25 protein-coding genes and 1 tRNA gene are annotated in these 26517 nt (G+C 45.2%); 12 read left to right on the top strand and 14 right to left on the bottom strand.

Going from position 1 to position 26517, the window contains the following annotated elements; translation table 11 throughout:
- The first annotated feature begins 99 nt into the window (after positions 1-99).
- The 6 genes from F7R24_RS11350 to F7R24_RS11325 all read left to right on the top strand — a co-directional run bounded on the left by F7R24_RS11350 (position 100) and on the right by F7R24_RS11325 (position 5727).
- Entirely contained in the window at positions 100-684 is a 585-nt protein-coding gene (locus F7R24_RS11350; protein WP_151671372.1) for a lysophospholipid acyltransferase family protein, read from the top strand.
- 363 nt (positions 685-1047) lie between these two features.
- Complete coding sequence (codB, locus tag F7R24_RS11345) at positions 1048-2304, top strand: cytosine permease (RefSeq protein WP_151671371.1); 1257 nt, start codon at positions 1048-1050, stop codon at positions 2302-2304.
- 2 nt (positions 2305-2306) lie between these two features.
- Entirely contained in the window at positions 2307-3515 is a 1209-nt protein-coding gene (locus F7R24_RS11340) for a PucR family transcriptional regulator (RefSeq protein WP_151671370.1), read from the top strand.
- A gap of 31 nt (positions 3516-3546) precedes the next feature.
- On the top strand, positions 3547-4794 hold the full coding sequence (gene codA / locus F7R24_RS11335) for a cytosine deaminase (RefSeq protein WP_151671369.1): 1248 nt from the start codon (positions 3547-3549) through the stop codon (positions 4792-4794).
- A gap of 166 nt (positions 4795-4960) precedes the next feature.
- Complete coding sequence (locus F7R24_RS11330; protein ID WP_151671368.1) at positions 4961-5233, top strand: type II toxin-antitoxin system TacA family antitoxin; 273 nt, start codon at positions 4961-4963, stop codon at positions 5231-5233.
- The gene (locus F7R24_RS11325) at positions 5230-5727 is read left to right on the top strand and encodes a GNAT family N-acetyltransferase (protein WP_151671367.1); all 498 of its coding nucleotides are present in this window, start codon (positions 5230-5232) and stop codon (positions 5725-5727) included. Before F7R24_RS11330 ends, F7R24_RS11325 begins: the two co-directional genes overlap by 4 nt.
- A 499-nt stretch (positions 5728-6226) precedes the next feature.
- On the opposite strand, the gene F7R24_RS11320 is transcribed toward F7R24_RS11325, so the two are convergent.
- The 3 genes from F7R24_RS11320 to F7R24_RS11310 form a co-directional block, all read right to left on the bottom strand.
- Positions 6227-8404 carry a DUF2075 domain-containing protein gene (locus F7R24_RS11320; protein WP_206057530.1) on the bottom strand — a complete coding sequence of 726 codons (2178 nt, stop codon included), beginning with the start codon at positions 8402-8404 and terminating at the stop codon, positions 6227-6229.
- Positions 8405-8415: 11 nt separating this feature from the next.
- The gene (locus tag F7R24_RS11315) at positions 8416-8736 is read right to left on the bottom strand and encodes a nucleotide pyrophosphohydrolase (RefSeq protein WP_151671365.1); all 321 of its coding nucleotides are present in this window, start codon (positions 8734-8736) and stop codon (positions 8416-8418) included.
- A 140-nt stretch (positions 8737-8876) separates the two neighbouring features.
- Positions 8877-8953 (bottom strand) — tRNA-Arg (locus F7R24_RS11310).
- 237 nt (positions 8954-9190) lie between these two features.
- Between F7R24_RS11310 and F7R24_RS11305 the strand changes: the two genes are divergently transcribed.
- The gene (locus F7R24_RS11305; protein WP_151671364.1) at positions 9191-9628 is read left to right on the top strand and encodes a c-type cytochrome; all 438 of its coding nucleotides are present in this window, start codon (positions 9191-9193) and stop codon (positions 9626-9628) included.
- Between the two features lie 62 nt (positions 9629-9690).
- Here F7R24_RS11305 and rep read toward each other — a convergent pair whose 3' ends face one another.
- A complete protein-coding gene (gene rep, locus F7R24_RS11300) occupies positions 9691-11706 on the bottom strand; it encodes a DNA helicase Rep (protein WP_151671363.1) in 2016 nt (671 codons plus the stop codon).
- A gap of 161 nt (positions 11707-11867) precedes the next feature.
- Between rep and F7R24_RS11295 the strand changes: the two genes are divergently transcribed.
- On the top strand, positions 11868-13394 hold the full coding sequence (locus tag F7R24_RS11295; RefSeq protein WP_151671362.1) for a putative bifunctional diguanylate cyclase/phosphodiesterase: 1527 nt from the start codon (positions 11868-11870) through the stop codon (positions 13392-13394).
- Here the strand turns inward: F7R24_RS11295 and F7R24_RS11290 are convergent.
- Positions 13351-14877 carry a YifB family Mg chelatase-like AAA ATPase gene (locus F7R24_RS11290; RefSeq protein ID WP_151671361.1) on the bottom strand — a complete coding sequence of 509 codons (1527 nt, stop codon included), beginning with the start codon at positions 14875-14877 and terminating at the stop codon, positions 13351-13353. The two genes, F7R24_RS11295 and F7R24_RS11290, sit on opposite strands and share 44 nt — an antisense overlap.
- A 44-nt stretch (positions 14878-14921) precedes the next feature.
- A complete protein-coding gene (locus tag F7R24_RS11285) occupies positions 14922-15194 on the bottom strand; it encodes an accessory factor UbiK family protein (RefSeq protein ID WP_151671360.1) in 273 nt (90 codons plus the stop codon).
- Positions 15195-15520: 326 nt separating this feature from the next.
- Between F7R24_RS11285 and glnK (F7R24_RS11280) the strand changes: the two genes are divergently transcribed.
- The 3 genes from glnK (F7R24_RS11280) (at position 15521) to glnK (F7R24_RS11270) (ending at position 17659) form a co-directional block, all read left to right on the top strand.
- Complete coding sequence (glnK, locus tag F7R24_RS11280; RefSeq protein ID WP_036520119.1) at positions 15521-15859, top strand: P-II family nitrogen regulator; 339 nt, start codon at positions 15521-15523, stop codon at positions 15857-15859.
- A 39-nt stretch (positions 15860-15898) separates the two neighbouring features.
- On the top strand, positions 15899-17173 hold the full coding sequence (locus F7R24_RS11275) for an ammonium transporter (RefSeq protein WP_151671359.1): 1275 nt from the start codon (positions 15899-15901) through the stop codon (positions 17171-17173).
- 147 nt (positions 17174-17320) lie between these two features.
- The gene (glnK, locus tag F7R24_RS11270; RefSeq protein ID WP_151671358.1) at positions 17321-17659 is read left to right on the top strand and encodes a P-II family nitrogen regulator; all 339 of its coding nucleotides are present in this window, start codon (positions 17321-17323) and stop codon (positions 17657-17659) included.
- A gap of 60 nt (positions 17660-17719) precedes the next feature.
- Here the strand turns inward: glnK (F7R24_RS11270) and F7R24_RS11265 are convergent, their stop codons facing one another.
- Positions 17720-19006: a HAMP domain-containing sensor histidine kinase gene (locus F7R24_RS11265; protein WP_151671357.1), complete on the bottom strand. Its 1287-nt coding sequence runs from the start codon at positions 19004-19006 to the stop codon at positions 17720-17722.
- Positions 19003-19728: a response regulator transcription factor gene (locus F7R24_RS11260; protein WP_240776093.1), complete on the bottom strand. Its 726-nt coding sequence runs from the start codon at positions 19726-19728 to the stop codon at positions 19003-19005. Before F7R24_RS11260 ends, F7R24_RS11265 begins: the two co-directional genes overlap by 4 nt.
- Before the next feature lie 143 nt (positions 19729-19871).
- Here F7R24_RS11260 and F7R24_RS11255 point away from each other — a divergent pair, with 143 nt between their 5' ends.
- Positions 19872-20357 carry a ribonuclease E domain-containing protein gene (locus tag F7R24_RS11255; RefSeq protein ID WP_151671356.1) on the top strand — a complete coding sequence of 162 codons (486 nt, stop codon included), beginning with the start codon at positions 19872-19874 and terminating at the stop codon, positions 20355-20357.
- A 93-nt stretch (positions 20358-20450) separates the two neighbouring features.
- On the opposite strand, the gene F7R24_RS11250 is transcribed toward F7R24_RS11255, so the two are convergent.
- The 6 genes from F7R24_RS11250 to ftsY all read right to left on the bottom strand — a co-directional run bounded on the left by F7R24_RS11250 (position 20451) and on the right by ftsY (position 26460).
- Positions 20451-21473, bottom strand: a complete 1023-nt coding sequence (locus tag F7R24_RS11250; protein ID WP_206057529.1) for an esterase/lipase family protein — start codon at positions 21471-21473, stop codon at positions 20451-20453.
- 43 nt (positions 21474-21516) lie between these two features.
- On the bottom strand, positions 21517-22224 hold the full coding sequence (trmB, locus tag F7R24_RS11245) for a tRNA (guanosine(46)-N7)-methyltransferase TrmB (protein ID WP_151671354.1): 708 nt from the start codon (positions 22222-22224) through the stop codon (positions 21517-21519).
- Between the two features lie 161 nt (positions 22225-22385).
- Positions 22386-23243 carry an RNA polymerase sigma factor RpoH gene (gene rpoH / locus F7R24_RS11240; RefSeq protein WP_151671353.1) on the bottom strand — a complete coding sequence of 286 codons (858 nt, stop codon included), beginning with the start codon at positions 23241-23243 and terminating at the stop codon, positions 22386-22388.
- Between the two features lie 172 nt (positions 23244-23415).
- Entirely contained in the window at positions 23416-24396 is a 981-nt protein-coding gene (gene ftsX / locus F7R24_RS11235) for a permease-like cell division protein FtsX (protein WP_151671352.1), read from the bottom strand.
- Positions 24386-25054: a cell division ATP-binding protein FtsE gene (gene ftsE, locus F7R24_RS11230; RefSeq protein ID WP_151671351.1), complete on the bottom strand. Its 669-nt coding sequence runs from the start codon at positions 25052-25054 to the stop codon at positions 24386-24388. The genes ftsX and ftsE overlap by 11 nt, the downstream gene beginning before the upstream one ends.
- A gap of 8 nt (positions 25055-25062) precedes the next feature.
- On the bottom strand, positions 25063-26460 hold the full coding sequence (ftsY, locus tag F7R24_RS11225) for a signal recognition particle-docking protein FtsY (RefSeq protein WP_240776092.1): 1398 nt from the start codon (positions 26458-26460) through the stop codon (positions 25063-25065).
- Between the last annotated feature and the right edge of the window lie 57 nt (positions 26461-26517).

The raw sequence follows: 26517 nt of genomic DNA, 5'->3' as shown, positions 1-26517 counted from the left end.
TCAGCTCATCTTAGATATGCTACTGATTTATTGAATCACTCGGAAAGCTTCTACATTTACACTCACAGGCTGTAAAGAACCATTATCAATAGGATTATTATGCACCCTACAATGTTCGACACACCCGTTATCCGGCCTCTTCTACGTGCCATTTCTGTTATCACGTTGCGTCTTGCAGGCTGGAAAGTTGAAGGCGAAATTCCTGCTGATCTGAAAAAGTGCGTTATGATTGCCGCACCGCACACCAGCAACTGGGACTTACCTTTTACCTTGATGATTGCGTTCGTGATGAAAGCACCGATTTATTGGATGGGCAAAGACAGCATCTTCAGACCACCCTTCCGACATCTAATGATGTGGATGGGAGGATTACCCATTGATCGGTCGAAAGCCAACAATATGGTGCAAGCTTCTATCGATGAAATGAACGCCAGCGAGCAGATGTTTCTGATTGTTCCTCCGGAGGGAACACGCAGTAAGGTCGATAAGTGGAAAACCGGTTTCTATCACATCGCCCATGGTGCTGATGTACCGATTCTGATGGGGTTTCTGGATTTTGAGCGCAAGCGCGGTGGTTTCCTGGGCACCTTTACCACAACAGGCAATGCAGATGCCGATATAGCTCTAATCCGTTCACACTACGCGGGAATAAGCGGTAAAAAATCGTCTCAGTTCAGCCAATAACAGCCATCGTCATTACGATTTGTACCTCGTAACTTACCAGTGAGTTTACTGAGCTTTGAAGGTTTTAGAGTCTATTAAAAAATAATCTTACACTCTATTAATAACGCACCAGTTTGTATCAATGCCGCACAATTCAAGAGCACTTTTCCTGGATAGGACGCTAACACGGTTAGACAGACGCAAGGCTTAGGCACCCACCCTACTACTCTTTCTATCAGATTGTGCAAGTTGCACAGTTTTTGCAACAAAGTATGAGTCAGATTGACCATGCTCGATCTAAGTATCCCCAAACACTATCGCAAGGGCACAGGGATTGCTCAACCTCAGTGGTCTATTTGATTAATTAATGTAGGAGCATTCACAATGCAAACCACTGATTATCCATTGTCAGAAGTGCCCAAGGATAAACGTAAGGGGCTTCTTTCTATTTCACTGTTACTGATGGGCTTTACCTTTTTCACCTCAACCATGTGGGCAGGAGGGGCGATAGGTAAAGCTTTCTCCTTTCAAGAGTTACTCATGGCTATCCTTGTCGGCAATCTGTTACTGGGTGTTTATGCCGCAGCATTGGGCTATATTGCCTGTAAAAGCGGACTGAATACCGCGCTGATGAGCCGCTTTTGTTTTGGCGAGTTGGGCAGCAAACTCTCTGACATCATCCTTGGTTTCACTCAAATTGGCTGGTATGCATGGGGAACAGCCACCATTGCGATAGTGTTGGTCAAAACCACAGGGATCTCTGAACTCTATGAGATTCCATTAATGATCTTTTTTGGATTTGCTTTTTGCTTAACGGCAATGGTGGGTTACAAAGGCATGGACATGCTTTCACGCGTAGCAGTGCCGGCCATGATGATTTTTATTCTCATCAGCTTATACAACGGCTTATTGGATGTCGGTGGATTCGAAGGTCTTTTAAGCACATCTCCAACGGAAAGCATGGGTTTTGCAGCAGCTGTCACGGTGATCATTGGCACTTTCGTTTCAGGAGGCACTCAAGCCACCAATTGGAGTCGATTTGCCAGCAGCCCTAAAGTCGCCGTCATTGCCACCTTGGCGGCCTTCTTTGTGGGTAACGGATTGATGGTGTTAACTGGAGCATTGGGCACACTCATTTATCAACAGGCTGATATTGTCGATGTGATGATCGCTCAAGGTTTTGTGGTATTAGCCGTTCTGATGTTGTTTTTGAATATCTGGACAACGCAAGACAATACCATTTACAACTTTGCCGTCGCGGGTTGCAACTTAATGCGTACCGATAAAAGACGACTAATCACCGTATGCGGTGCAATTGTTGGCATCATTCTGGCGGTCGGTGGGATGTATAACCTGCTCATTCCGTTTTTGATTTTGCTAGGTACCTTCATCCCACCGATTGGCGGCGTGATCATGGCTGATTTCTGGATTAAGCATCGCGGCAATTACCCACTGCTAAAAGAGGTCGAGTTGCCCAACTTTAATTGGGTCGGTTTTATTTCCTATGCAGTTGGTTCAGGAATCGCGCTCACATCACCCTTTATCCCGCCAGTTGTGGGCGTTTTCTCAGCCATGCTGTGTTATGCCATCATCTCTATGGTGCTTGCTAAACAGGCTAATTTATCCGAGGCACAAAGCTAATTATGGCGATCACCTGCGCAGAAATCGTTCATTTACCGGGTCTCGAATCGATACGATTTCGCGCAGGATTGACAGGCAGTAATCGAGTGGTTCGCTGGCCCTACTGTGCAGAAAATGACAGCATTGCACCCTGGGTATCAGGCGGTGAACTGGTTTTTATTACGGGCATTAATCGCCGCCGTAATGAAAGCAATCTTTTACAAATTATCCATGAATCGGTTGAACATGGTGTGGCAGGCATGGTTATTTTAACCGGATCAGAGTTCATTCAAACGATTCCCGCAAGTGTTATAGAACTCGCCAACACACTGGGATTCCCATTATTGGAACAGCCCTATAGTTTACGACTGGTTGAAGTTACTGAAATCATCAGCAATGCAATTGTTCAAGAAAACCTCATGGGTCAGTCGACCAAATTATTTTTAACTCGGCTGATCAATGGCTACGCGGATACACCTGAGTTGATTAAAATCAAAGCGATAGAACTCGGGCTGGATCATCAATCGTCTTTTTACGTGTTGGCACTGCGTCAAACAACGGAAAAGATAGAGAGCTTACCTCCGCATGAGAATTTATCGATAGACATCATCGAAGATGCGCTTTCTCTGCTACTGAAACGACGCGGCGTTAAATGGCCTCTATTGCGGCTTGAACAGGACATCATCGCGGTTTTTCCAAGAGATAAAGCCGACTCATCATCTTTAGTAGATGAGTTTCAGACGATTCTCGATCAACTACCCGTTGCCAACGGCTCAAACCCGTTTTACCTCGGCGTCAGCGATCTGCATATGGAGCTAGGCTCGCTGAGCCAAGCAGTTGAACAGGCACGACAGACGGTTCAGTTTGCAGTAAATGCTCAACATCAACGCTTATTCTTTTATGAGCAACTCGGCATCGCTAAACTCTTTGATGCGATTCCCAATCGACGACTACTGACCGAGTTTTGTCAGATTTATCTAGGAGAACTCTGCTTTTCATCCGATAAGGACGCAAAAGTACTGAAAGAAACCTTAGCAAAATACCTGAACCTGCTGGGTAATCATCAACAGGCCGCTGATGCGCTGGGTATTCATCGAAACACCCTTAGGCACCGATTAAGCCGAATTGAACCTCTGATTGGCCATCATCTAAATGATGCCTTTACACGACTCAACATACAAAACGCACTGTTTATTGAGCAGATAGTACTTCAACGACACGATATTCATTAACATCGAAAGAACCATTTTTAAGGATTTACGCATGAAAATTATCAATGCCAGACTACGTCATCGCTCAGAATTATTTACACTGAGTATCAACCAAGGTGTTTGGTCTCACATTGAACAACAAAGCTCATACATTCATGACGCCTCAGCCACAGTTGATGCACAAGGTAAACTTCTTTCCTTACCCTTTGTAGAGCCACACATTCATCTGGATGCTGCCCTGACAGCGGGGGAACCCAACTGGAATATGAGCGGCACATTATTTGAAGGCATTCAGCGCTGGAGTGAGCGGAAACCGATGCTCAGCGCAGAAGACATCAGACAGCGGGCATTGAAAACACTCGATCTGCTGGTCGAAAACGGCATACAGTTTGTCAGAACCCATGCCGACGTATCAGACCCTAGCTTGGTTGGGCTGAAAACCCTCTGTGATATTCGAGATGAGGTCAAAGGAAAGATAACATTACAAGTGGTCGCGTTTCCTCAGGAAGGGCTGTTATCTTTCCCTAACGGAGTGGCCTTAATGGAGGAAGCGCTTGAGTACGGTGCAGATGTGGTCGGAGGCATTCCTCATTTTGAATTCACCCGTGAACTGGGTGAACAATCCATGAAGTTAGTCATTGAACTGGCACAAAAATATAACCGTTTAGTGGACGTGCATTGCGACGAAACAGATGATCCTAATTCGAGGTTCCTAGAAGTGCTTGCCTATGAAGCACTCAATTCCGGACTGGGTTCACGCGTTACGGCCAGCCATACCACCGCCATGGGTTCCTACGACAACGCTTACTGCTCAAGACTGTTTAAACTGCTGAAAAAATCTGAAATTAACTTTATCTCCTGCCCTACTGAAAGCATCCACCTGCAAGGACGTTTTGATAGCTACCCCAAACGCCGTGGGTTAACCCGTGTTAAAGAGTTAAATGAAGCGGGTATGAATGTCTGCTTTGGACAAGACTCCATTAATGACCCTTGGTATTCCTTAGGTAATGGCAAACTGCTGCGGACACTCGATTTTGGTCTTCATATTTGTCATATGATGGGACGTAACGATTTCGATACGGCTCTAGATCTCATTACCCGCAACAGCGCAAAAACAATGAACCTACGTGACGACTATGCGATTGAGGTTGGCAAACCAGCTCACTTCATCTTGCTGGATGGCGAAGATGATTACACGGTGTTGAGAAATCAGAGTGACGTACTAATGTCAGTTCACCAAGGTAATGTGTTGATGAAAAAGAAGGCTGTGGAGATAACGGAAAAGCATTTTCTGGTTTGATCACTGGTCATGAGGGGAGAAAAGGTAACAGACTTATAAAGTGTGGCGCCCTAGTAATCCCCTTCTGCACTTTAGACCGCGTGCCAAAGTGGCACAAGGCTTGCGACTTATGCGGAATGACGCCATAATAATCATGTGACAGATTGGCACAAGAGGAGATCACAATATGGCGACTATTTTGCCTCGCATCACAGCTAGAGTTGATGTCGATACTCAAGATTTACTCGCAAAGGCTGCCGCTCTCTCCGGCATGTCTAGTATAAATTCATTTGTTTTGAATGCTGCCATCGAAAAAGCAAAACAAGTGATAGAACATGAGCAGACTCTAAAACTTAGCCAAGCTGACGCTATGTTATTGATGGAAGCGCTCGATAAGCCTGCTAAAGTAAACACTAAACTAAAATTAGCGTCCGAACGCTATGAGTACAAAACTCAATGATGCAGTCGGTACTTCTCGATAAAGACAAACACGACAGAAATCGATTCGACTGTGGCATTGATGCTCTAAACAATTACTTAAAAGTCATGGCGAGCCAGCAAGCCAAAAAAGACAATACTAGAACCTTTGTGTTGGAAGATGATAATGACGACTCGCATATCATCGGCTTTTATACACTGACCATGACACCCATTGACTTAAAGGCATTACCCAAAAAGCTTCAGAAGAATCACCAATCATCGACCTCAGGTGGTCTAATTGCTCGTTTAGCTGTCGATGATCGATACAAAGGTAAGGGCTTTGGAGAGTGGCTACTGATCGATGCTCTCCGTAAACTTTTAATGGCTAGTGACAGTGTCGCATTCCCAGTTGTTATCGTAGACGCAAAGAATGGCGCAAAACTCTTCTATGAACGCTATGGGTTTCAAACTTTTAAAGATGCTGAAAACAAGCTATTTATAACCATTGCAGATATCAGAGCGAGCTTGAGTTAGAGAGATCGAAGTCGAGGTCGAGGAGATCAGGGTAGGAGTAAATATTTCAAAATCAGCATCAATGGAACTGAACAACCGATTATGGGTATCGCAATAAAGGCTTCCATCAAGTCAGACTGAAGATCATCAATAGATTTTTGAAGACTTTACCCTGCAGGCCTCAGCAAGTTTGAACCTAAAAGAGATACACGATCCTTCGAAAGCATTCATTTTGTATAAATCGCCACACCTGTAGTGAAAAACAAAAGGATTAAAAATAGTAGAACAACAATAAGCGAGGTAAAAAGCGGGGAAAACCAGTCCATGACTGCAAACATCCTAATTCAGAACAATCATTTAATAGTAACCACTCCTACGGCCCATTCCACCCTCCACTGTGATTAAGATCGACTCTAACGCCCAAAGAAGCAGCTAACTGAACTTGGTTGATCAGAAAACCAAAAGTTAGTATTTCGAACGTTAGTACTGATGCTTAAAAAAACTGTATGCGTTGAGTAAGTTACTCAGAAAGAACGCGAATAAACTCACCTACAACTCTATATTGCAAGCTCTCATCATCCTCAAGTTCGAGAGTATGAAAACTCTTGTCATAAGAGTTTGGTTTCAACTGAATACGAGTATGACGCCAACCACTTTCATCCTCATATTTATGGCTTTCGTATACCTTTACGGTGTATCGAGAGCCTGATTCTGCATCAACCGAATCAATACACTCAACTAGGACAGTTTTTCCATTTCTAGTGCCGCCCTCATCCATACGAAATAAGCAAAGTGCATTATTAGGAATAACTCTGTTCATGGACTCGCCAATAACCCTACATGCAAACATTCCTTGATTAATTTTTGTGCCTTCAGGAACAGCAACCCAGTTCTTATGTTCAGCAAGATGAATTTCACTGAAATTGCCAGCCGCAGCTTGCAAGTCAAAAAGCGGCACTGAATTGACGTATGGTTCAATTGCTACAACATTTGTTTCTTCTATGACCTGACTATCATTAGCGTAAAAAGGGACATGGTGTTTAAAGTAATCACGCAAGGCATCATCACAGGCATAAACAAAAGTACCCCGTATGCCTCGCAGCATGATGGTTCGGTATATATTGATAATGTACTGCTTTAGCTCAACCGGATCATTGATACCTTGCCTACCGTTACGGTCATGATATTTGCTTTTGTCTATCACTATAGACCTACTCTGAACATCATAACGAATCTCTTCGCCAAATATGATGGCAGCATAGTTTAGATCGTAACCCTGAGTAGTATGAATACAGCCAACTTCCTTATATGAGTCTTCTTGATTAATCCAGTCTGTGTTCGTACTATTCCAACGCAAGTGAACATTGCCGATCACAATGTCATGGGCTGTGACATTCTTTTTAGATACCCAAGGCCATGAATAACCAGCAATCATTCTCGATAGCCCAACCTGCTTTTCCTTCTCATTGAGGACACTAATCATGCTCTCTAGAGAATCAAACATCACAAACTCATAGTTTTTGGCAGTAAACACCTCGCCATTATCGATACGGCAATTAAGCAGTTTGTCGATAAATTCAACATACGGCTGTCCTGCCTTTACTCGAAACTGAGAAAGCAGTTGATGAGTTACCGAGTCGGTGGATGACTTTAGCCGCTGAAAATTTTCAATGTTTGCATCTGAAGGCTTAATAGATTGCCCCTGATCATAAAAGAAAATCGCTTTATCAGACTGTTGGCACACCCAATCCACTTCACTACAGTTGTTTTTATCCAAACCAAGTGCAGCACAGGCCTTATCAAAGCTACCGAAATAAGCACCAAGGTTCTTACGCTTTCGCAATCGATGAGACTCATCTACTAGCACAACGTCATAATGCTGATTAGCAAGTTCAGATGGGCTAATTACCATCTTAGGACTTAGTCCAGCAACGTGCTTGAAGGCTTTTTTAAGGGTAGTCCTGAACGAGGTCATCGGCACCACAAGTGCCATCCTTGGATTGGGTAGCTTTTGCCTTAGCGCTAGCAGCAATGAATGAATTTCAGCCACATCATCGTCGAACTCTCTTAACTCAATTAGATTATCTTCAGCATGAAGCAACTTGAACAAAAAAATTGCTAAAACTGATTTACCAGTACCTGCCCCACCCTCAATCACAATATTCTTAACATTATGATTAAGCAGTTCATGCATAATAGTTAACAGTCCTTGGCGCTGATCAAAGGACAATGATTTGTATGGGGAATACTTGAATACATCTGAGTTATCGAGATAATCGAGACTTCGAGAAGCAACACCGCATGCTATTAGACGGTTCCATACTTCTCGGAAAACCTCATTGTACAGAGATCCGCGCTGGTAGTAGTTGTGGTCAACTAATCCGAGATTTCCGTTCATCAGATTATATTTACCATCAGCAGCAATGTATTTAATCAGCATTGATTCAACATCTAAGGTTGCGGATTTATTGAAGTACTCACTGGTAATCAAGTGAACAGCTGTCAGTAATTGCTTCTCGTCATGTTTTAGATGTGTACTCAGGCGGGTAAGGGCATCTGTTGTTTCACCTATGTAAGCCCTCAATTTTCTTTCATCACTAAGGATGTATACCAGAGGCCAATTGGTGGTAGCGTATGCATTTTCATGCAACCCACTAATAGTTTCTTTACTGAAAGGGTAACTTTGTACTTCTATCATAGGCAAATGACTCATAACTCGGTGTACTTTGTTGCTTTGCCTTTTGCTTTACTGACAGGATATTTGGTCTCGTTCAACGAAATCTTGTCTGTCACTATTTTTTCGACATCCAGATCATAGTGATCAGCAAGTAATAATGCGTATGCAATGACATCGGCCAACTCTTCCTTGATCTTGTTTTCGTCAGCCTGTTCTGGGGATTTCCAAAGAAACAGCTCCATAAGTTCTGAGGCTTCGATACTGAGAGCGATAGATAAATCTTTAGGATTGTGAAACTGTTTCCAGTCCCTATCATCCCGAAACTTAAGAAGTTTGGCTATAACCTCATTCATCAAGATACTCCATTTACCGAATCCACAAGATCTCTAATCCAACAAACAATGCGCCAAAAAATGTTAATAAATCCGACACATCAACAGTAGCAGACATATGAATGATAAGGATAGCTGAAAGTGTGCAAAGAAAAAGCGGATGGCGCGCCAGGAGGGATTCGAACCCCCGACCAACAGGATCGGAACCTGCTACTCTATCCAACTGAGCTACTGGCGCGTATTGATTTGTCAGCTAGAGCTGACAGGGCGACAATAATACGCACTCATTTCGCTATTGCCAAGACATTCACCCTAAGAACTAGATCAGGTGCATTTCCGTATCGTAATTTTGAGGGTATAATCCCTGCCTAATGATAGCGGTATTGTCTGCTCCGACCCTGTGGATTTATGGTTTCAGGGTGACTCATGACAGGCATTTACGCCACCTGTTCCTAAAATTGATGAGGTCTTGAACGTGAATAAACTTGCTGCAAAAGCTGCTTCCGCACTCTGCACCCTAGGGCTAAGCGTTGCTCTGGCTACTTCTGTCTATGCGGCTGTTGACCGTGATGCCATCATTGATCGCATCCAACCGCATGGTAATATCTGTGTTGCAGGCGATGAAACTTGTGGTTTAGGTGCTCCTGCTCCTTCTGCTAGTGCTGGCGCATCTGCTCGTACGGGTGAAGAAGTTTACAATCGTTTCTGTGCTGCGTGCCATGCATCTGGTATTTTGGAATCCCCAAAATTCGGCAGTGGACAAATGTCTGCTCGTGCAGCTGAGAAAGGTTTAGACGGCTTATTGGCTACCTCTATCAGTGGTATCGGTGCAATGCCTCCAAAAGGCACTTGTAATGACTGTTCTGATGAAGAGTTAGAAGCGACTATTCAGTTCATGATTGATGCTGAATAATTAAGTCAAGTTTTCCAGAATAGGCTGCTTCGGCAGCCTATTTTATTTGTTAAACAGGTTAATTAAAAATCATCCAATAAGTTCTTTAACGAACTAATGGTAGCTCTTCCTGTAGCCACATTGGCTTGCACATCCCGCTCCCCAAGCCCTTGAACCGCTAGATCTTCTTGGGGTAACTCATCTAAAAAGCGACTTGGTAAGCAATCTAGCACCTCGCCAAACTGCCGACGTTTTTTCGCCAACGTCATGGTTAAAGTCACTTGAGCACGGGTAATACCTACATAGGCTAACCGACGCTCTTCTTCGACGGTATCGGATTCAATACTATTCCGATGAGGAAGCAACTCTTCTTCCATTCCCATCAAATATACATGCGGAAACTCTAATCCTTTAGATGCGTGCAAGGTCATCAATTGAACTCTGTCCGAATCGTCTTCTTCCTCTTGTCGATCTAACATATCGATCAAGAGTAACCGAGCGATGGTTTCTTTAATGCCCGCATCCGGATCTTCTTCTTGCAACCGTTCCAGTGTGGATTTAAGAGAGTCCACTAAGAACCAGACGTTCTGCATCCGCTTTTCCGCGACACCATCACTGGAACTTTGCTCGCGTATCCAGTTTTCATAATCCATTTCTAAAATCATATCGCGCACAGTGGCGATAGGATCGCCCGTTTCACAGCGATAAAGAAGTTGCTGCATCCATTCACAAAAGCGCTGAACTCTGGCATAAGCAGTAGCGGGTAGCGCCTGCTGCAAACCCACTTCAGAACAGGCTTCAAATAGACTGATATGCCGGGTAGAGGCATATTCGCCAAGCTTTTCCAGGGTTGCAGGGCCAATTTCACGTCTGGGTAGATTGATGATTCTTAAAAAAGCATTGTCATCACTGGGGTTTACCAATAGCCGAAGGTAAGCCATCAAATCTTTAATCTCAGCCCTTGCAAAGAACGAGGTACCTCCACTGAGCTTGTAAGGCACTTGCGAACTTTGTAGTTTCATTTCCAACAAGCGAGATTGATGATTACCACGATATAACACGGCAAAATCACGAAAAGGGATACGCTCTCGAAGATGTCTATCAAGTATTTCTGTGGCTATGCGTTCACACTCGGCATCTTCGTTACGTGTATGTAAGACCCTAATCGGGTCTCCGAAGGCTTTGTCGCTCCAGAGAGTTTTTTCGAAAACGTGTGGATTATGATTAATGAGGATGTTGGCAGCTTTTAGAATACGACCCGTTGAGCGGTAGTTTTGCTCTAGCTTGACCAGCTTTAAACCCGGAAAATCATCTTGTAGACGCGCCAAGTTTTCGGGTCTTGCTCCTCGCCATGAATAGATGGACTGATCATCATCGCCCACTACCGTTAAAGCGCTGCGAACACCCACTAACTGACGAACCAAACGATATTGCGACAAGTTAGTGTCTTGATACTCATCGACCAGTAGATAGCGGATTCGGCGCTGCCAACGTTCTAACACGTCAGGCTGTTGGTTAAACAAGCGCACGGGGATCAAAATCAGATCGTCAAAATCAACGGCGTTATAGGCTTTTAGTAATCGCTGATAAGCCTCGTAGGCGCGTGCAGCCAAAATTTCATGTGGTACTCGTGCCTGAGCCAGTGCATCTTGAGGCTCTAGCATGTCATTTTTCCAGTTAGAAATTTGATGCTGAACGGCAGCGACCTGCTCGGTATCTTCATCGTGATGCAATAGTAACTCTTTAATCAACGCTTTACTGTCTTGATCATCAAAGATAGAGAAACCCGGTTTAAAGCCCAGTTGCTTTACTTCCCGTCGAATAATATTCAAGCCTAGATTATGAAAGGTCGATACCGTTAGCCCTCGCCCCTCTCCTTTTGGCAATAACTGCAGCACTCGCTCTTTCATTTCTCGTGCAGCTTTATTGGTGAAGGTCACTGCAGCGATGTGTCGCGCTTCAATACCGCAGGTTTGGATCAAATAGGAGATTTTACGCGTAATTACGCTGGTTTTACCTGATCCCGCGCCTGCAAGAACTAATAATGGACCACCGATGTAATGAACGGCTTCTTCCTGCCGATAATTAAGTTTATTCATAAAAAGACACAGCAGGTTTGGAACAAATGTTTGAAATATAAAAACAACATGCTAATCTCTGGGATGCCATAACTATCAATTTGATGCGAACCAGTCTATGTTAATTAGTGGTATGAATAGTGTAATTTTAGCGACAGCTACTCTGATAAGGAAACTGCTTGATGCCATCCAACGTTGACAGGGAGAAAAACAGCCCTGAAGTTCAACTGATTCTGGTTGATAGCAACCATCATACCTTTAATGGCGATATTTTGTCTGCGTTGAAAAGTACGCCACCGCTCATCACCCATTGCCACTCACTGGTTGAAGCAAACCAAGCGCTTGATGATCAATGTCAAAACGTGCTGCTACTCCCGGTAGAGCAAAGCATCCCGAACACCTTGATTCGTCTGCAAACTCAAGATCCTTTAACCGGTGCCGGTAACCGCCAACACTTTTATCACCAGTTACAGCAAGTACTTCGTCAAATACACTCAACTGAAGCGTTATGCTTGATGATGCTTGATATCGATAATTTTACCAGTTTCAATCATCAGTATGGTCATGATATTGGTGATCGGCTTGTGGCTCTGGTAGCCGAGCGCTTGGATAGTTGCCAAGGTAAGTTTGATCTATGCCGTATTGGCAATGATGAATTTACCTTGGTTGTTCGTGCGCCGTTAAACCATATCAAAATCAAAACCCGTGATGTAATCGAACAAATTATTGAACTTCTCCTGCCTGCTTACGAAATTAATGAACATACTATTCATTTGCACTGTAGCATTGGTGTTGCGATGGCACCGGAGCATAGCACCGAGTTTGACGATCTTATTCGTTACGCCAATACCGCAAGAATTCGAGCCAAAAAACTCCGCGGACATAGTTATGCGATTTTTGATGCACAAAAAGATCTTGATGAAAAACAGAGTATTAATTTAGAACCAGAACTTTGGCAGGCATTACAAAAACGTCAATTTCGTCTTTATTACCAACCCCGTATTTGTTTAAGCACACATCGCATTATCGGTGCAGAGGCATTAATACGCTGGGAACATCCTGTTCACGGTATGATTCCACCCGATGAATTTATTCCTATCAGTGAAAAATCAGGTTTAATTGTTCCGATAGGTTATTGGGTCGTCGAGCAGGTTGGCCAAGATATGCAGCTATTGAAAGAAGCAGGTTTACCAGAACAAATCGGTGTGAATCTCTCTTTCCGACAGTTTCAAGATGGCTATCTTGCTAGCACCATTGAGCGTCTTATCATTCAGCATCATATCGATACGCGCCAACTGGAGTTCGAATTAACGGAAACCGCTCTCTTTAGAGATGAACCTCATGTTGTCTATTGTATGGAGTCACTTAGCCAGTTAGGCGCTGAATTCTCTTTAGATGACTTTGGTACCGGCTATTCATCTTTTGCCATGCTGCAAAAGCTGCCGATCTCTACATTGAAGATCGACAAGAGCTTTGTAGCAGGCATTGGTAAATCTGAGGGAGATGAAGAGATCGTTAGAAGCATCATTAGCTTAGCACGCAACTTAAAGAAAAAAGTGATAGCCGAAGGTGTCGAAACTGCTGAGCAACTGGCATTTCTAAAAGAGCATCACTGCCCTATGGCTCAAGGTTTCTATTTTAGCCGACCGGTACCACTTGAATCTTTTATAGAGCTTCTGAATGATCCCTCTTCGATGCCATCCCTCTAAAGGCTAACGCTTCTAATAAATGAGTTTTCTGAATAGGTTCAACCGCATCTAAATCCGCAAGCGTTCTAGCTACTCTTAATACACGATGACACCCCCTCGCTGAAAGATGCAGTCGCTCCATGGCTCGTAATAAAATAGTCCGTGTATCAGGCGTCAACTGGCAATAAGTTTCTAAATCACGTCCTTGTAAATAGCGGTTACTGTAACCTTGCCTATGCTCCTGTCGCGCTCGTGCCGCAGCAACACGCTGTCTAACCGTAATGCTTGACTCCGCAGGCTCGGTTGGTTGCAATAACGTGTCCGCAGACAAAGCCGACACCCACAACTGTAGATCAATCCTATCTAATAATGGCCCTGAAACACGGCCTTGATAACGTCGAATTTGATCCGGTGTGCAAATGCATCTATCAGTACCGTCTTGATAATGTCCGCAGGGGCACGGGTTCATTGCACTGACCAATTGAAATGCAGCTGGATATTCTACTTTACTGAGTGCTCTTGAGATTAAAATCTTGCCTGTTTCCATCGGCTCTCGCATCAAATCCAGTACCCTTCGCGGAAATTCCGGCATTTCATCAAGAAATAAAACTCCCTGGGTTGCTAACGAAATCTCTCCAGGTCTAGGATGATTTGCACCGCCTCCCACCAATGCAACGGCTGATGCGGTATGGTGGACTGCACGAAAAGGACGCTGTCCCTGACAACAGGCATGAACAGGCAATCCAACTAAGGAATGCACTGAAGCGACTTCTAAACGCTCGGCAAGGGTTAACTCTGGCAGAATTCCCGGTAGGCATGCCGCCAGTAAGCTTTTGCCACTGCCGGGAGGGCCACTAAACAACAGATTCAACTGCCCTGCCGCTGCAACCTCTAAAGCGCGACGCGCTTGAAACTGCCCTTTCACATCTGCAAGATCTGGCGATGTTATCGGCTTGATCTGTGTTCTATCCGGTTGATGAAATGAAGCTTCTGCTTTACCGCTTAAATAACGACAGACATCCAGAAGGTGTGTTGCCGCGATGACAGGAGTATCACCAAGCAACGTCGCCTCATCTGCGTTATGGGCAGGTAAAATTAATGTCCTACCCGCTTTTCCACAGGCTAATGAGACTGGCAAGGCTCCACGTATCGGTCGAATTTCTCCAGAGAGTGCTAATTCAGCCACAATTTCGTGCTGATCTAGCGTTTGGCTTTTGAGTTGACCCGATGCTTGGAGAATCCCTAAAGCGATCGCTAAATCATAACGTCCACCCTCTTTAGGCAGATCAGCAGGAGCCAAGTTGACTGTAATGCGTCGTTGCGGAAAGTCAAAGCCTGCGTGAATCAGGGCACTACGAACACGCTCTTTGCTTTCTTTGACTGCGGTTTCAGGTAACCCCACCATGGCCATGCCAGGTAAGCCACCCGATAAATGGACTTCGACCGTAACTGAAGGGGAGGTGATGCCGAGTTGGGCACGGCTATAAACAGTGGCGAGTGACATAGAAGCCTTCCTTGGCTAATTAAATCGATTTTGATTATGGGTTATTAAACTGCATCGTTGGATTCGCTGCTAACTTGCTGGGCTTCCATTGCATCTATTTTGCGCTCAAGTGCTTCGAGTTTTTCACGGGTTCTTAATAAGACCGCTTTTTGTGTATCAAACTCTTCACGCGTGACGAGGTCTAGACGACTCAAGGCTTGCTGCAAAACAGCCTGCATCTGCTGCTGTATCACTTGCTGTCCGGGCAACTCTTTTGCACCGTTCATAAACTGGGCCAGTTGTTCAGACAGACCCTCTGCTAGTTTCTGGTGAATCATAATTCTGATTACTCCACACTCAATTGTATGCTGTTAGCTTAACGTATTTACTGTTTTTAAGCACCTTTAAACCGCTTATCCTGCCCGCTCTATCAATACTGCACCAAATCAGTGCGCGCACCAAATTAGCGCACCATCTTGGCTATTTAAAACTTTGATGCACTGCAATATAAGCTCAGAAAACAATTCAATTAATTTTATATTATTGTTTTACAACAGATTTAAAAACATGGCACGGCTTTCGCTATAAAACGAATCAAGGCAAGTGGATTTAAGGCAATCGTCTTAACTACTTGATGAATTTGTATCCATAAGGAGTCAGACCAATGAAACTGGTTTCAGCAATCATAAAACCCTTCAAGCTGGACGATGTAAGAGAATCTTTGTCCGAAATCGGAATTCAGGGCATCACGGTAACTGAAGTAAAAGGCTTTGGTCGCCAAAAAGGTCATACCGAGTTGTATCGCGGTGCTGAATATGTGGTGGATTTTCTACCTAAAGTTCGCATCGATGCAGCGGTATCTGATGACGTCGTTGATCAGGTGGTGGAAGCCATCAGCAAAGCGGCTCAAACCGGCAAGATTGGTGACGGCAAAATTTTTGTCGTACCTCTTGAGCAGGTCATCCGCATCCGTACCGGTGAATCCGGCCACGACGCACTCTAATCTGAATTTTTGATTACACGCCTGATGGAGGGCTAAACAATGGAAGAACTTCTTCTAAGCACAGCCGATGATGTTAAACATCTCGCTTATGCAATCGATACCTTTTATTTCTTAATCTGTGGTGCGCTCGTCATGTGGATGGCGGCTGGCTTCTCTATGTTGGAAGCAGGCTTGGTTCGCTCGAAAAACACCACTGAGATACTCACTAAAAACATCTCACTTTTTGCCATCGCTTGTACCATGTACCTGTTGTGTGGTTACTACATCATGTACAGCTCTGCTGAGGGTGGAATATTCCCAAGCTTTGGCGGCCTAATTGGCGGTGAAAATAGCGTTGATGATGTGCTATCTGGTGGCGAAGATGGTCCTTACTACTCAATGCGTTCTGATTACTTCTTCCAAGTCGTATTCGTTGCAACCTGTATGTCAATTGTATCTGGTGCGGTTGCTGAGCGTATGAAACTTTGGGCATTCTTGGCATTTGCAGTGGTCATGACGGGTCTGATTTACCCAGTGAGCGGTTACTGGACTTGGGGTGGTGGTTTCTTAAGTGAAGCTGGTTTCTCTGACTTTGCAGGTTCAGGTATCGTTCACATGGCAGGTGCTGCTGCAGCTCTGGCTGGTGTGTTAGTACTAGGTGCTCGTAAAGGCAAGTACGGTAAAGATGGTCAAATCAATGCGATCCCAGGTGCTAACCTACCACTCGCTACCCTAGGTACCTTCATCCTGTGGATGGGTTGGTTCGGCTTCAACGGTGGTTCTGAGCTTAAAATGTCAGATATCGACTCTGCCAACAACGTAGCTCAAGTGTTTGTAAACACCAACGCTGCTGCTGCAGGTGGTGTGATTGCGGCTCTGGTTCTAGCTCGTCTATGGTTCAAGAAAGCTGACTTAACCATGGCGTTAAACGGAGCATTGGCGGGTCTTGTATCTATCACTGCAGAACCTTTAGCACCCACCGCGTTAACTGCAACTATCATTGGTGCCATCGCTGGTTGTATTGTAGTGGCTTCAATCGTGATGCTTGATAAAGTTAAGATCGATGATCCTGTTGGTGCGATCTCTGTTCACGGTGTGGTTGGTATCTTCGGTGTCATGGTTGTACCTTTCACCAACAGCGATGCTACTTTCGGTGCTCAGATCCTTGGCATCATCTCAATCTTCGCTTGGGTCTTCATTGCCAGCTTGATTGTATGGACTATTCTGAAAGCGATCATGGGTATCCGTGTGACTGAAGAAGAAGAGTACGAGGGTGTCGATATCGCTGAATGTGGTATGGAAGCTTACCCAGAGTTTGTTGCTAGCAAGAAATAATCGCTAAAAACTATGTAAATCCCAAGGGGTCCACTGTGACCCCTTTTTTATGTGTCGGATGCAGGTATACTTTACGTAGAAAACGATTCATATCATTTTTGATCTGCCACGGGCTGTCTGCCACGGGCAGCCTAAAGGAGTTAAACCATGAAATTGATCACTGCGGTCATTAAACCCTTCAAGCTCGATGATGTTCGTGAAGCCCTCTCAGAAATCGGTATCCAAGGCGTCACCGTCACCGAAGTTAAGGGTTTTGGGCGTCAGAAAGGTCATACCGAGCTGTATCGCGGAGCAGAATATGTCGTGGATTTTTTGCCTAAGGTAAAAATCGAAGTGGCGGTTGATGATGACATGACCGATCAAGTCATTGAAGCGATCACTAAAACCGCTAATACTGGCAAAATCGGCGATGGTAAGATTTTTGTCACACCGTTAGAACAAGTTATTCGAATTCGTACCGGTGAAACAGGTCCAGACGCGCTGTAAACTGACTATTTACGTTGAATTGCCCTTTATAAAGCTGCCATCTGCACAAGGATGGTAGCTTTAATTTGAATTGGGTAATGTGATCATTATCGTCAACCCGCCTTTTGCTGTGTTCTTCGCAACCACCTCTCCGTGTAAACGTCTAACAGCGCTCTTAAGTATGCTCAGTCCCAAGCCATATCCTTGGATGGCGTCATCCAGTCGATAAAAAGGTTCAAATATTTGCTCTAAATGCTGATCGTCAATGCCAGGCCCCTGATCTGAAATGATTAAACTTAAGGCATTAACTTGCTGCGAAACTGACACACTGACACTGCTTCCTTTGGGCGAATACTTGAAAGCGTTTTCCAGTGCATTGCTTAGAATTCGCTCTAACAAACCTGTGTTTAAGGTCACATTCAGTGACTCGGGATTAACAACAATGTCCAAGTGGTGTTCTGGATACAGCAGTAACCATTGTTGTCCTATCGACTCTATAAATGACTTAACTTCTATCGAGCTTGTCATTGTCAGCGTTTTATCATCGAGTCGAGATAACGACAGTAACTGATCTATCAATTTTGCCAGCTGTTCAGATTCACGATTTATTTGGCCAAGTAATGGGTTTTCAATCTGAGTGGATTGTTGCTCTAAAATCGCTGTCGCTACCTGCATTCGCGCCAGCGGTGCACGCAGTTCGTGGGAAACATCGCGAAGTAACTGCTGTCGTGCTTGCAGCGTTTTTTCGACATATCCCGCCATCGCATCAAACTCACGTGCTAGTTCACCAATTTCATCGTTTCGCGCATTAAGCTGAGAATCGGTTCGACTCGATAGGTTCTGTTCATCATGCAGGGAGCGAGCAAACAGCTTTAGACGGTTAATTGGTTTGACTACCCACAAGCTGACAAACAGCGCCACTAGCATGGCCATAATGATAATCAGTACCATCTGTACCGAGAGTATAAATCTAAGCATTCTATCCAAGTGCAAAGGCTGTTCCGGTCGAGGAATTTCGATCAAATAAGTACGGTTGTTATCCGCCACTAACTGAAAGGCAACCACTTCACTTGCGGCCATGGGTCGTCGAAAGTCCTGAATAACTTGTCCAGTTTCAAGATCTGTCATGCGCAGTGAAAAACGACCTCGATTTCTATCAGAATCATGACGGTGCCGAACATCGCCATTCGCTTCTTGGCGCTCCAATACTAGCTGTGCATAGCCAGCCGCGCGCGTTTCCATCAAGGCTTGCCAATGATGTGTTTCATTGGCCCTAAGCAAACCAAACACCAGTCCACCCATCAGCAATACACTGACGAGCCATGTCACGATAAAGACTTTAAAAAAAAGTTTTTGATACCACTTCATGCTTGTGCCCGAATAAATTGATAGCCTGCACCTCTGACCGTCTTAATTAACTCGGAGGTTTGGGGAGAAATATCGCTGAGTTTTTGCCTTACTCGGCTGACATGAACATCAATCGCTCGATCATACAGCGTCAGTTTTCGATGCAGAACTTTCTCTGTCAGACTTTCTTTAGACACTACTTCACCGGCATGCGCCATGAGAGTGTGCAATACATTAAACTCAGTTCCGGTAAACTCCACCGCTTGTCCGTTAACCGTTACTTCGCGACTGGCAGGATCTAAATGAATGCCAGATAAGGATATCCCCACTGATAAGGTTGGTTGGTTCTGGCTACGCCTTAATACCGCTCGAATTCTAGCTAGAAGCTCTCTTGGATTACAGGGTTTGGCTAGATAGTCATCAGCGCCCATCTCTAAACCTAAGATGCGATCGATATCATCGCCACGACCGGTCAACATAATCACAGGAATAGACATCCTTGGACGTAAGCTTTGTAATAGCTCCAAACCACTTTTGCCCGGCATCATGATGTCTAAAATCATTAGATCAGGTGGAGGGTTTGATGCAAGCCAACGTTCCGCAGCTTCGGCGGATTCGGCCATATCTACATTAAAGGCTTCGTTATTCAGATACTGCTGTAGCAACGCACTTAAAGACGAATCATCATCGATAATCAAAATTCGAGGGTAACTGCTTTTATCGATCATGTGATGCGTGCTCATTTTTATCTCCTTTGCTGCCTAGGATAGTCTCAATGGACACTAGTGCGAGCAACTTTACGCAACTTTACGTTTTGCAACCCTACTTTGCATTGTGCTGACGCATACTTAACACATCAAAGAGAATGCAATTCGGAGCAACAGCCATGAAAACGTTTACACTGACTCAAATAGGTATTTTAACCCTAGCTTTAAGCTTCAGCGCCATTGCGCTTGCCGAGCGCGGCTCAACTGATCGTCAACAAAACATGCAGCGTTATACACAAATCTTGGATTTAACTGAAGAACAACGTGAAGCGTTGCAGGCATTAAAAGAGGAATCAAGCCTTTCTCGAGATGCACGCCAAGCTGCAATGAGACAAAATGATGGATCACCTCTAACCACTGAGCAACGAAACCAAGTTCGTGAAGCACGGCAAGCACAGATGCAAGAGCGTTTAAGTGCCATCCTAACTGAAGAGCAACAGGCTCAATTACAGGAACACCGAGAACAACGCCTTGAGCAACGTCAAGGCAAAAGAGAGCAAATGGGGCAACAGGCTAAACGTAAAGGTGACTGTGATATGAAAGCCTCTAGCCGCGAAGAAAGACAAGAAATGCGCCAAGAGCGTCGTCAATCTCGAGAGTCATAATCTAAAGGGGTAGCGAGATATTCGTTACCCCTTTACGTTTTCTACTCTGCTTAACGCTAAATCCACACGGCAAGCAAACTATCGAAAAACAACTTAAGGACTGCTTTGCCAAGATTTTACAATATCGATCATCGGCGCTATTGCGGGTGCAGGAGTGTCGACTAGCGGCATCGTAATCAATAAACCTCGATGCGACGCTGGAAATAACATCGGTTCCGGTGCACCATTAAAGGGCAAGGAGGATAAAGGTACAACGCCATCCCCCAAATCATCACCTATTTCATCCCACCATGTTTCCATTCGTTCGCGAACATTGGTTATCTCTAGATCACGCGCTATCTGATCAATATTTTCCAGCATGGCATAGGTTGGTTCACTTAACTTGCCACCGATAATCTGAATCTTTACCTGATAGGGCCAATCGCGTGAGTTTAAGTCTGTCAGAAATTGACTACCTGGGCGCAGATCGATTTTGGCCGCACCAGTACCTTGTCTAAATCCGATAAAGGGTGACAGTTGGCCTTCTGGAATATGGCTTAGCCACTCTCTGACTTCTAGCCAAGCTCGAAAGCGTGCCCAAGCAGATCCTTGATTAGGCGGGCCAATCTGAATAACCCCTAATACTTCCGGTCCATCAACGCCATCTCCATCTACCGGATAGCGCCAACGAGTGACAAAGTCACGAATGACCAAGCCGCCCATACTGTGTCCTATCAGAATGATCGGCTGATCAGTTTGCAATGCACTCCAGTACTGAGCAAGTAAGTCAGCACTTCGGTCAATCGCTTGATCATTAGGGTAACGAAACTCCCATGCTTCGATTCCTGCCTCATCAAAAGCAGCAAGGCTTTCATTCCAAATTCCACCGGGTTCATCGAGGCCATGAATTAACACCACTTGTGGTGCAACTGATTCAGAGTCTCCGCGCTGAAATCCAACCAGTTCGGGTGGCAAAGCCATGGCTTCTGGGAACCACTCTTCTAACTGTTCCTGTGTCGCTGTTCGTATTTCACGCTCTAACTGAGGATCTTTTTCAGCAAAAGCGATCCATGTACCCAATAAAACGAGAATAAAAACCCCCGTCAGCATAAGTACTTTCAACCAGTCTAGTTGCATAGAAGAACCCTCCTGATTCATTTACGCGAAGGTCTCACTCAGGCTAGCTCACTCGGCTAAAGATAAGGTCCCAAACGCCATGCCCCAGATTCTCTCCACGCTTTTGGAATTTAGTAACCGGACGCCACTCAGGTTGATCGGCATAAACACCTTCACCCATAGCATTGGCATAACCTTCTGCGGCTGACATGACTTCCATCATATGCTCTGCATAGGGTTGCCAATCCGTTGCCATATGAAAATGGCCACCGATCTTCAGCTTATGACGGATCGACTGGGCAAACTCTGGTTGCACGATACGGCGCTTATGGTGGCGCTTTTTTGGCCAAGGATCCGGGAAAAACAATTGCAGGCCATCTAAACTCTTATCAGGGATGCATTGCGCCAGCACTTCTACGGCATCATCACAGTAAACACGAATATTGGTTAAACCTTCTTCTTTAATTCTGCCTAACAGACGACCCACTCCCGGTGGATGTACTTCGATACCAATAAAGTTTTTCTCTGGCATTTGACGTGCCATTTCGATCAAAGAGTCACCCATACCGAAACCAATTTCCAGCACAACAGCGGCGTCACGGCCAAAGCACTCAACATAATCCAATACGCCATCGCTCAGCTCTAAACCATAGTCCGGCCAGTTTTCACGATAGCCTCGCTCTTGACCTTCCGTCATGCGACCTGCTCGCACAACAAAACTACGTATGCGTCGCTGAGGTAATGGATTAGTTGAAAGGTCTGCATCTGTCATGGTGAATAATTCCGATCTAAAACAAAAATTAGTAACTGATATATTTGGCTTAATACATAAAATCAAATATCAATCAGTCAGATTTGGAAAACTATAACGATAATTATAACAAAGCCACCGCGAGGGTGGCTTTAATATGTGGATCTTTATCAGTTTGATGGTTAAGCGACGAAGGTCATCGCTTCTCGCAATTTTTTCATCGCATTTTTTTCTAGCTGACGAATACGCTCGGCAGAAACGTCATATTCTGCTGCCAATTCATGCAACGTCGCTTTTTCATCCGCTAACCAGCGGCGACTCAAAATTTCACGACTGCGAGCATCTAGCCCTTCCATTGCCTGAACAAGCTGATTTTGAGACGTCTCTTCCCAGTTTTCAGCTTCTAAGCGCAGCGCTGGATCAGCTTCTTCATCTTCTAGATACTGAGCTGGCGACCAAGCCGTTTCATCATCGTCACTCACCGGAGCATCAAAGGAAGTATCGCTGGATGCCATTCTGCCTTCCATCTGACGAACCACGTGAGCATCGACACCTAAGTCTTTAGCAACCGCTTCTACTTCGTCGTTGTTCATCCAGTTGATCGATTTTTTCTGCGAGCGTAGGTTAAAGAAAAGTTTACGCTGCGCTTTCGTGGTAGCTATTTTAACGATACGCCAGTTACGCAAGATAAACTCATGCATCTCTGCCTTAATCCAGTGAACGGCAAAGGAAACTAGACGTACACCAACGGTTGGATCAAAGCGCTTAACCGCTTTCATCAAACCGACATTGCCTTCTTGGATGAGGTCGCTCAGTGGCAATCCGTATCCCGAGTAAGTTTTAGCTATATGAACGACAAAACGTAGATGCGAAATGACTAACTGACGAGCCGCTTCAAGATCTTGTTGATAGAACAGCCGCTCAGCTAGCGCCCGCTCCTCTTCAGCGTTGAGGATAGGAATCGCACCCACGGTCTGTACGTAGGCGTTTACGTTACCGCCTGGTGACAGGTGTTCTATAACCCGTAAGTTTGTGCCCATTTAGTGATAACCTCTTTGTTGGCTGAAATTTTCGCTAACCATGTGACCTAAAAATCTAAGAAAAGTTCAGTGATCTCTAATGTATATTATCGCACAGGACCGTGAAAAATAGCGATCTATGACGAAAAAATCAAGTCCTACACAGCAGCGAATTTACCTATGAATATTTAGATTAACTAGGTTCTATCGCCCTTAAATGGCGCCCTGTCGATAGAAAACCACCTAGCACACCTAGGCCTGTTCCTGTCGCGATCAGAGTCAAACCTGACGTTAAATCCAAGCCCTGCAGCACAAAGTTACTAGAATATAGCTGCGCTAATTGATTTGCGGGACCGGTGATCAAATATAGCGAAACTTGCACTAGTACGTAGGCAAACAAAGAGCCGATCAAGCCGTACCAGAAACCGGAATAGAGAAACGGTCGACGCACCCATGCATCAGTGGCCCCTACCAGTTTGGCAACCAAGATTTCATCTCGTCGCGATTCAAGTGTCATACGGATGGTATTGCCAACCACCAGTAAGACTGCCAAGGCCAGCAAACCCGCCAACACCCAACTAAAGCGTTCTGCCATCAGCAGGTAAGCATTTAGCCGTTGAATCCATTCTAAATCCAATACCGCCTCAGATACTTCTGGAATAGACTGAAGTTCAGCCTGAAGTTGTTGCAGTGCTGCCGCGTGGTGATCGGCTGGTAATACCAGAATTACCGCGGGTAATGGATTGCTGTCTAATAACGACAGCATGCCAGCAAACTCTGAATAGCTGGAGAACTCCCTAAGCCCTTGGTCTCGATCGATCAATTCAACACCTGATAAGCCGCCATGCAACATCAACTCAAGGCTTAGCTGCTCTGCACGAGCATCTTCAACTTCGGTATTCAGGTAAAGCATGATACGCGGATTGGTATCCCAGCCGATACTGAACTGCTGAATATTATTCACCACCGTAAATAAGAAGCCAGGTAACGCCAAGGCTATAGCCAATACCGCCAATGTCATTAAGGTGGCAACCGGGGTAATGGTTAATCGCACCAAGGCTTGCAGGGCAACTTCTATATGATGACGGAACCAGCCGCGGCTGCGATCTAAGTGTCCAACACGATGTTTTTGTGCACCCCGAGGGACGGCTTTTTCTTGAGGTTTAATAGCCATCAGCAACTAACCTCCCACCACGCAACACCAGAGTTCTTCGACGCATACGTTCTATCAAGGAAATATCATGACTGGCAATTAGCACGGTGGTTCCGATACGGTTAAATTGTTCAAATAAACGCATCACCCCTTCAGAAAGCTCAGGGTCGAGGTTGCCGGTTGGTTCATCCGCAAGTAACACTGCGGGTTTATTCACGATAGCTCTGGCGATACCGACACGCTGCTGCTCTCCACTGGAAAGCGCAATAGGGTTTTGCTTCTCACGCATCAACAGCCCAACTTTATCCAAAGCTGCACGCACGCGACGGGCGGCATCGCTAGGATCGTAACCAGCTATTTGTAGAGGCAGTGCGACATTATCGAAGACCGTTCGATCAAATAATAAGTGGTGATTTTGAAAGACCACGCCAATTCGACGTCGATGTTGCGGAATATTTCGGCGACTGAGCGAATTCAAATCTTGATCACCGACTTGAACCTGTCCTCTACTCGCCCTTTCCATCAACATGATTAGCTTCAACAGTGTACTTTTCCCTGCACCTGAATGCCCGGTAAGAAACGCCATCTCCCCTGATTCAAGGGTAAAGTCGACACCGGTTAACGCATCAAACCCACCCTCGTAACGCTTACCCACATTGCTAAAGCGTATCGCTGCCATGCTCGACCTCAGTCAAATAACGCATCGACAAACTCATCCGCACGGAACGGACGAAGATCGTCTATTTGTTCACCCACACCGATAAAACGTATCGGTAAATTGAAATGTTTGGCCACCGCAAAAATGATACCGCCTTTGGCTGTTCCATCCAGCTTAGTGAGCGCAATACCAGTAACACCAACCGCTTCTTGGAACTGCTTGGCTTGACTGATCGCATTTTGACCTGTGCCAGCATCCAGAACTAACAGCACTTCATGCGGTGCGTCTGGATCAATTTTCTTCATGACACGAACGACCTTACTCAGCTCATTCATTAGATTTTCTTTGTTCTGTAAACGCCCTGCCGTATCTGCAATCAAGATATCGGTCTTACGCGCAGTCGCCGATTGCAAGGCGTCAAAAATAACGGACGCCGAATCAGCGCCGGTATGTTGAGCGATCACAGGAACATCGTTTCGCTCACCCCAAACTTGCAACTGCTCGACCGCTGCAGCGCGGAAAGTGTCGCCTGCTGCCAGCATGACCGATTTTCCTTGCTGCTGAAAACGTTTCGCTAATTTACCAATGGTGGTAGTTTTCCCTACCCCATTCACGCCGACAACTAAAATCACCCTTGGTTTACCTTGATCAGATAGATCAAGTGGCTCTTCAGAAGCGGATAGAAGCTGTGTTAGCTCTGCTTTAAGTGCAGCCTTGAGAGCATCCGGATCTTTGACCAGCTTGCGCTCTACTTTTTCTGCCAGCGTCTGCATGATCGCCGTTGTCGCTTCAACACCCACATCCGACATCAATAACAGTGTTTCTAACTCTTCTAGCAGATCATCATCGATTTCACTTTGGCTACTGAAGAGATCGCTTAACTGATTCGTTAAGGTTGCTTTCGTTCGGCTTAAGCCAGACTTAATACGCTCAAATAAGCGTTTTTTACGCTGTTCTGGCGCTTCTTCTTGAACGACAGCCGCCTTAACAGGTTCGGGTTCGGGTTCGGGTTGTACTTCTGGTTTAGGCTCAACTTCAGGCTCTGGTTCAACTTCAGGCTCTGGCTCAACTTCAGGTTCAGGTTGAACTTCTGGTTCTGGCTCAACTTCTGGTTCTGGCTCAACTTCAGGTTCAGGTTGAACTTCTGGTTCTGACTCAGCTTCTGGTTTTGGTTCAACCTCTAGCTCTGTTTCAGCCGCTACTTCAACCGCTACTTCAGCGGGTTGCTCTGGCTCAGGAAGAACTTCTGGCTCCGGCTCGGCTTTTTGCTCTTCTGGTTGAGATTTTTCTAGATTTTTTGCACCTTCTGGCTTCTTACGTGCCAAAATAACAACCGCAAAGATGGCGATAGCGAGGACTGCTATCACAATGGGTAAAAGCGCTGGATTCAGGCCCATAGAGAGCATCCAGTTATTTAGTGATTCCATAAAGCTATTCTGTCCGCTGGCTAAAAGTAGATATAGTTTGAAAATTTGCGCTATCTT

The organism is Nitrincola schmidtii (assembly GCF_008973715.1).
Lineage (GTDB): Bacteria > Pseudomonadota > Gammaproteobacteria > Pseudomonadales > Balneatricaceae > Nitrincola > Nitrincola schmidtii.
This window is presented reverse-complemented; position numbering and strand designations above follow the sequence as displayed.

Coding starts and splice junctions, on each gene's coding strand:
- F7R24_RS11290 (WP_151671361.1), bottom strand. CDS start 14,877: ATGTCACTCGCCACTGTTTATAGCCGTGCCCAACTCGGCATCACCTCC.
- F7R24_RS11275 (WP_151671359.1), top strand. CDS start 15,899: ATGGAAGAACTTCTTCTAAGCACAGCCGATGATGTTAAACATCTCGCT.
- F7R24_RS11325 (WP_151671367.1), top strand. CDS start 5,230: ATGATGCAGTCGGTACTTCTCGATAAAGACAAACACGACAGAAATCGA.
- F7R24_RS11315 (WP_151671365.1), bottom strand. CDS start 8,736: ATGAATGAGGTTATAGCCAAACTTCTTAAGTTTCGGGATGATAGGGAC.
- ftsX (WP_151671352.1), bottom strand. CDS start 24,396: ATGGCTATTAAACCTCAAGAAAAAGCCGTCCCTCGGGGTGCACAAAAA.
- F7R24_RS11295 (WP_151671362.1), top strand. CDS start 11,868: ATGCCATCCAACGTTGACAGGGAGAAAAACAGCCCTGAAGTTCAACTG.
- F7R24_RS11265 (WP_151671357.1), bottom strand. CDS start 19,006: ATGAAGTGGTATCAAAAACTTTTTTTTAAAGTCTTTATCGTGACATGG.
- F7R24_RS11350 (WP_151671372.1), top strand. CDS start 100: ATGCACCCTACAATGTTCGACACACCCGTTATCCGGCCTCTTCTACGT.
- F7R24_RS11260 (WP_240776093.1), bottom strand. CDS start 19,728: ATGAGCACGCATCACATGATCGATAAAAGCAGTTACCCTCGAATTTTG.
- rpoH (WP_151671353.1), bottom strand. CDS start 23,243: ATGGGCACAAACTTACGGGTTATAGAACACCTGTCACCAGGCGGTAAC.
- glnK (WP_151671358.1), top strand. CDS start 17,321: ATGAAATTGATCACTGCGGTCATTAAACCCTTCAAGCTCGATGATGTT.
- ftsE (WP_151671351.1), bottom strand. CDS start 25,054: ATGGCAGCGATACGCTTTAGCAATGTGGGTAAGCGTTACGAGGGTGGG.
- F7R24_RS11330 (WP_151671368.1), top strand. CDS start 4,961: ATGGCGACTATTTTGCCTCGCATCACAGCTAGAGTTGATGTCGATACT.
- F7R24_RS11255 (WP_151671356.1), top strand. CDS start 19,872: ATGAAAACGTTTACACTGACTCAAATAGGTATTTTAACCCTAGCTTTA.
- codB (WP_151671371.1), top strand. CDS start 1,048: ATGCAAACCACTGATTATCCATTGTCAGAAGTGCCCAAGGATAAACGT.
- F7R24_RS11250 (WP_206057529.1), bottom strand. CDS start 21,473: ATGCAACTAGACTGGTTGAAAGTACTTATGCTGACGGGGGTTTTTATT.
- F7R24_RS11320 (WP_206057530.1), bottom strand. CDS start 8,404: ATGATAGAAGTACAAAGTTACCCTTTCAGTAAAGAAACTATTAGTGGG.
- rep (WP_151671363.1), bottom strand. CDS start 11,706: ATGAATAAACTTAATTATCGGCAGGAAGAAGCCGTTCATTACATCGGT.
- glnK (WP_036520119.1), top strand. CDS start 15,521: ATGAAACTGGTTTCAGCAATCATAAAACCCTTCAAGCTGGACGATGTA.
- codA (WP_151671369.1), top strand. CDS start 3,547: ATGAAAATTATCAATGCCAGACTACGTCATCGCTCAGAATTATTTACA.
- F7R24_RS11340 (WP_151671370.1), top strand. CDS start 2,307: ATGGCGATCACCTGCGCAGAAATCGTTCATTTACCGGGTCTCGAATCG.
- F7R24_RS11285 (WP_151671360.1), bottom strand. CDS start 15,194: ATGATTCACCAGAAACTAGCAGAGGGTCTGTCTGAACAACTGGCCCAG.
- trmB (WP_151671354.1), bottom strand. CDS start 22,224: ATGACAGATGCAGACCTTTCAACTAATCCATTACCTCAGCGACGCATA.
- ftsY (WP_240776092.1), bottom strand. CDS start 26,460: ATGGAATCACTAAATAACTGGATGCTCTCTATGGGCCTGAATCCAGCG.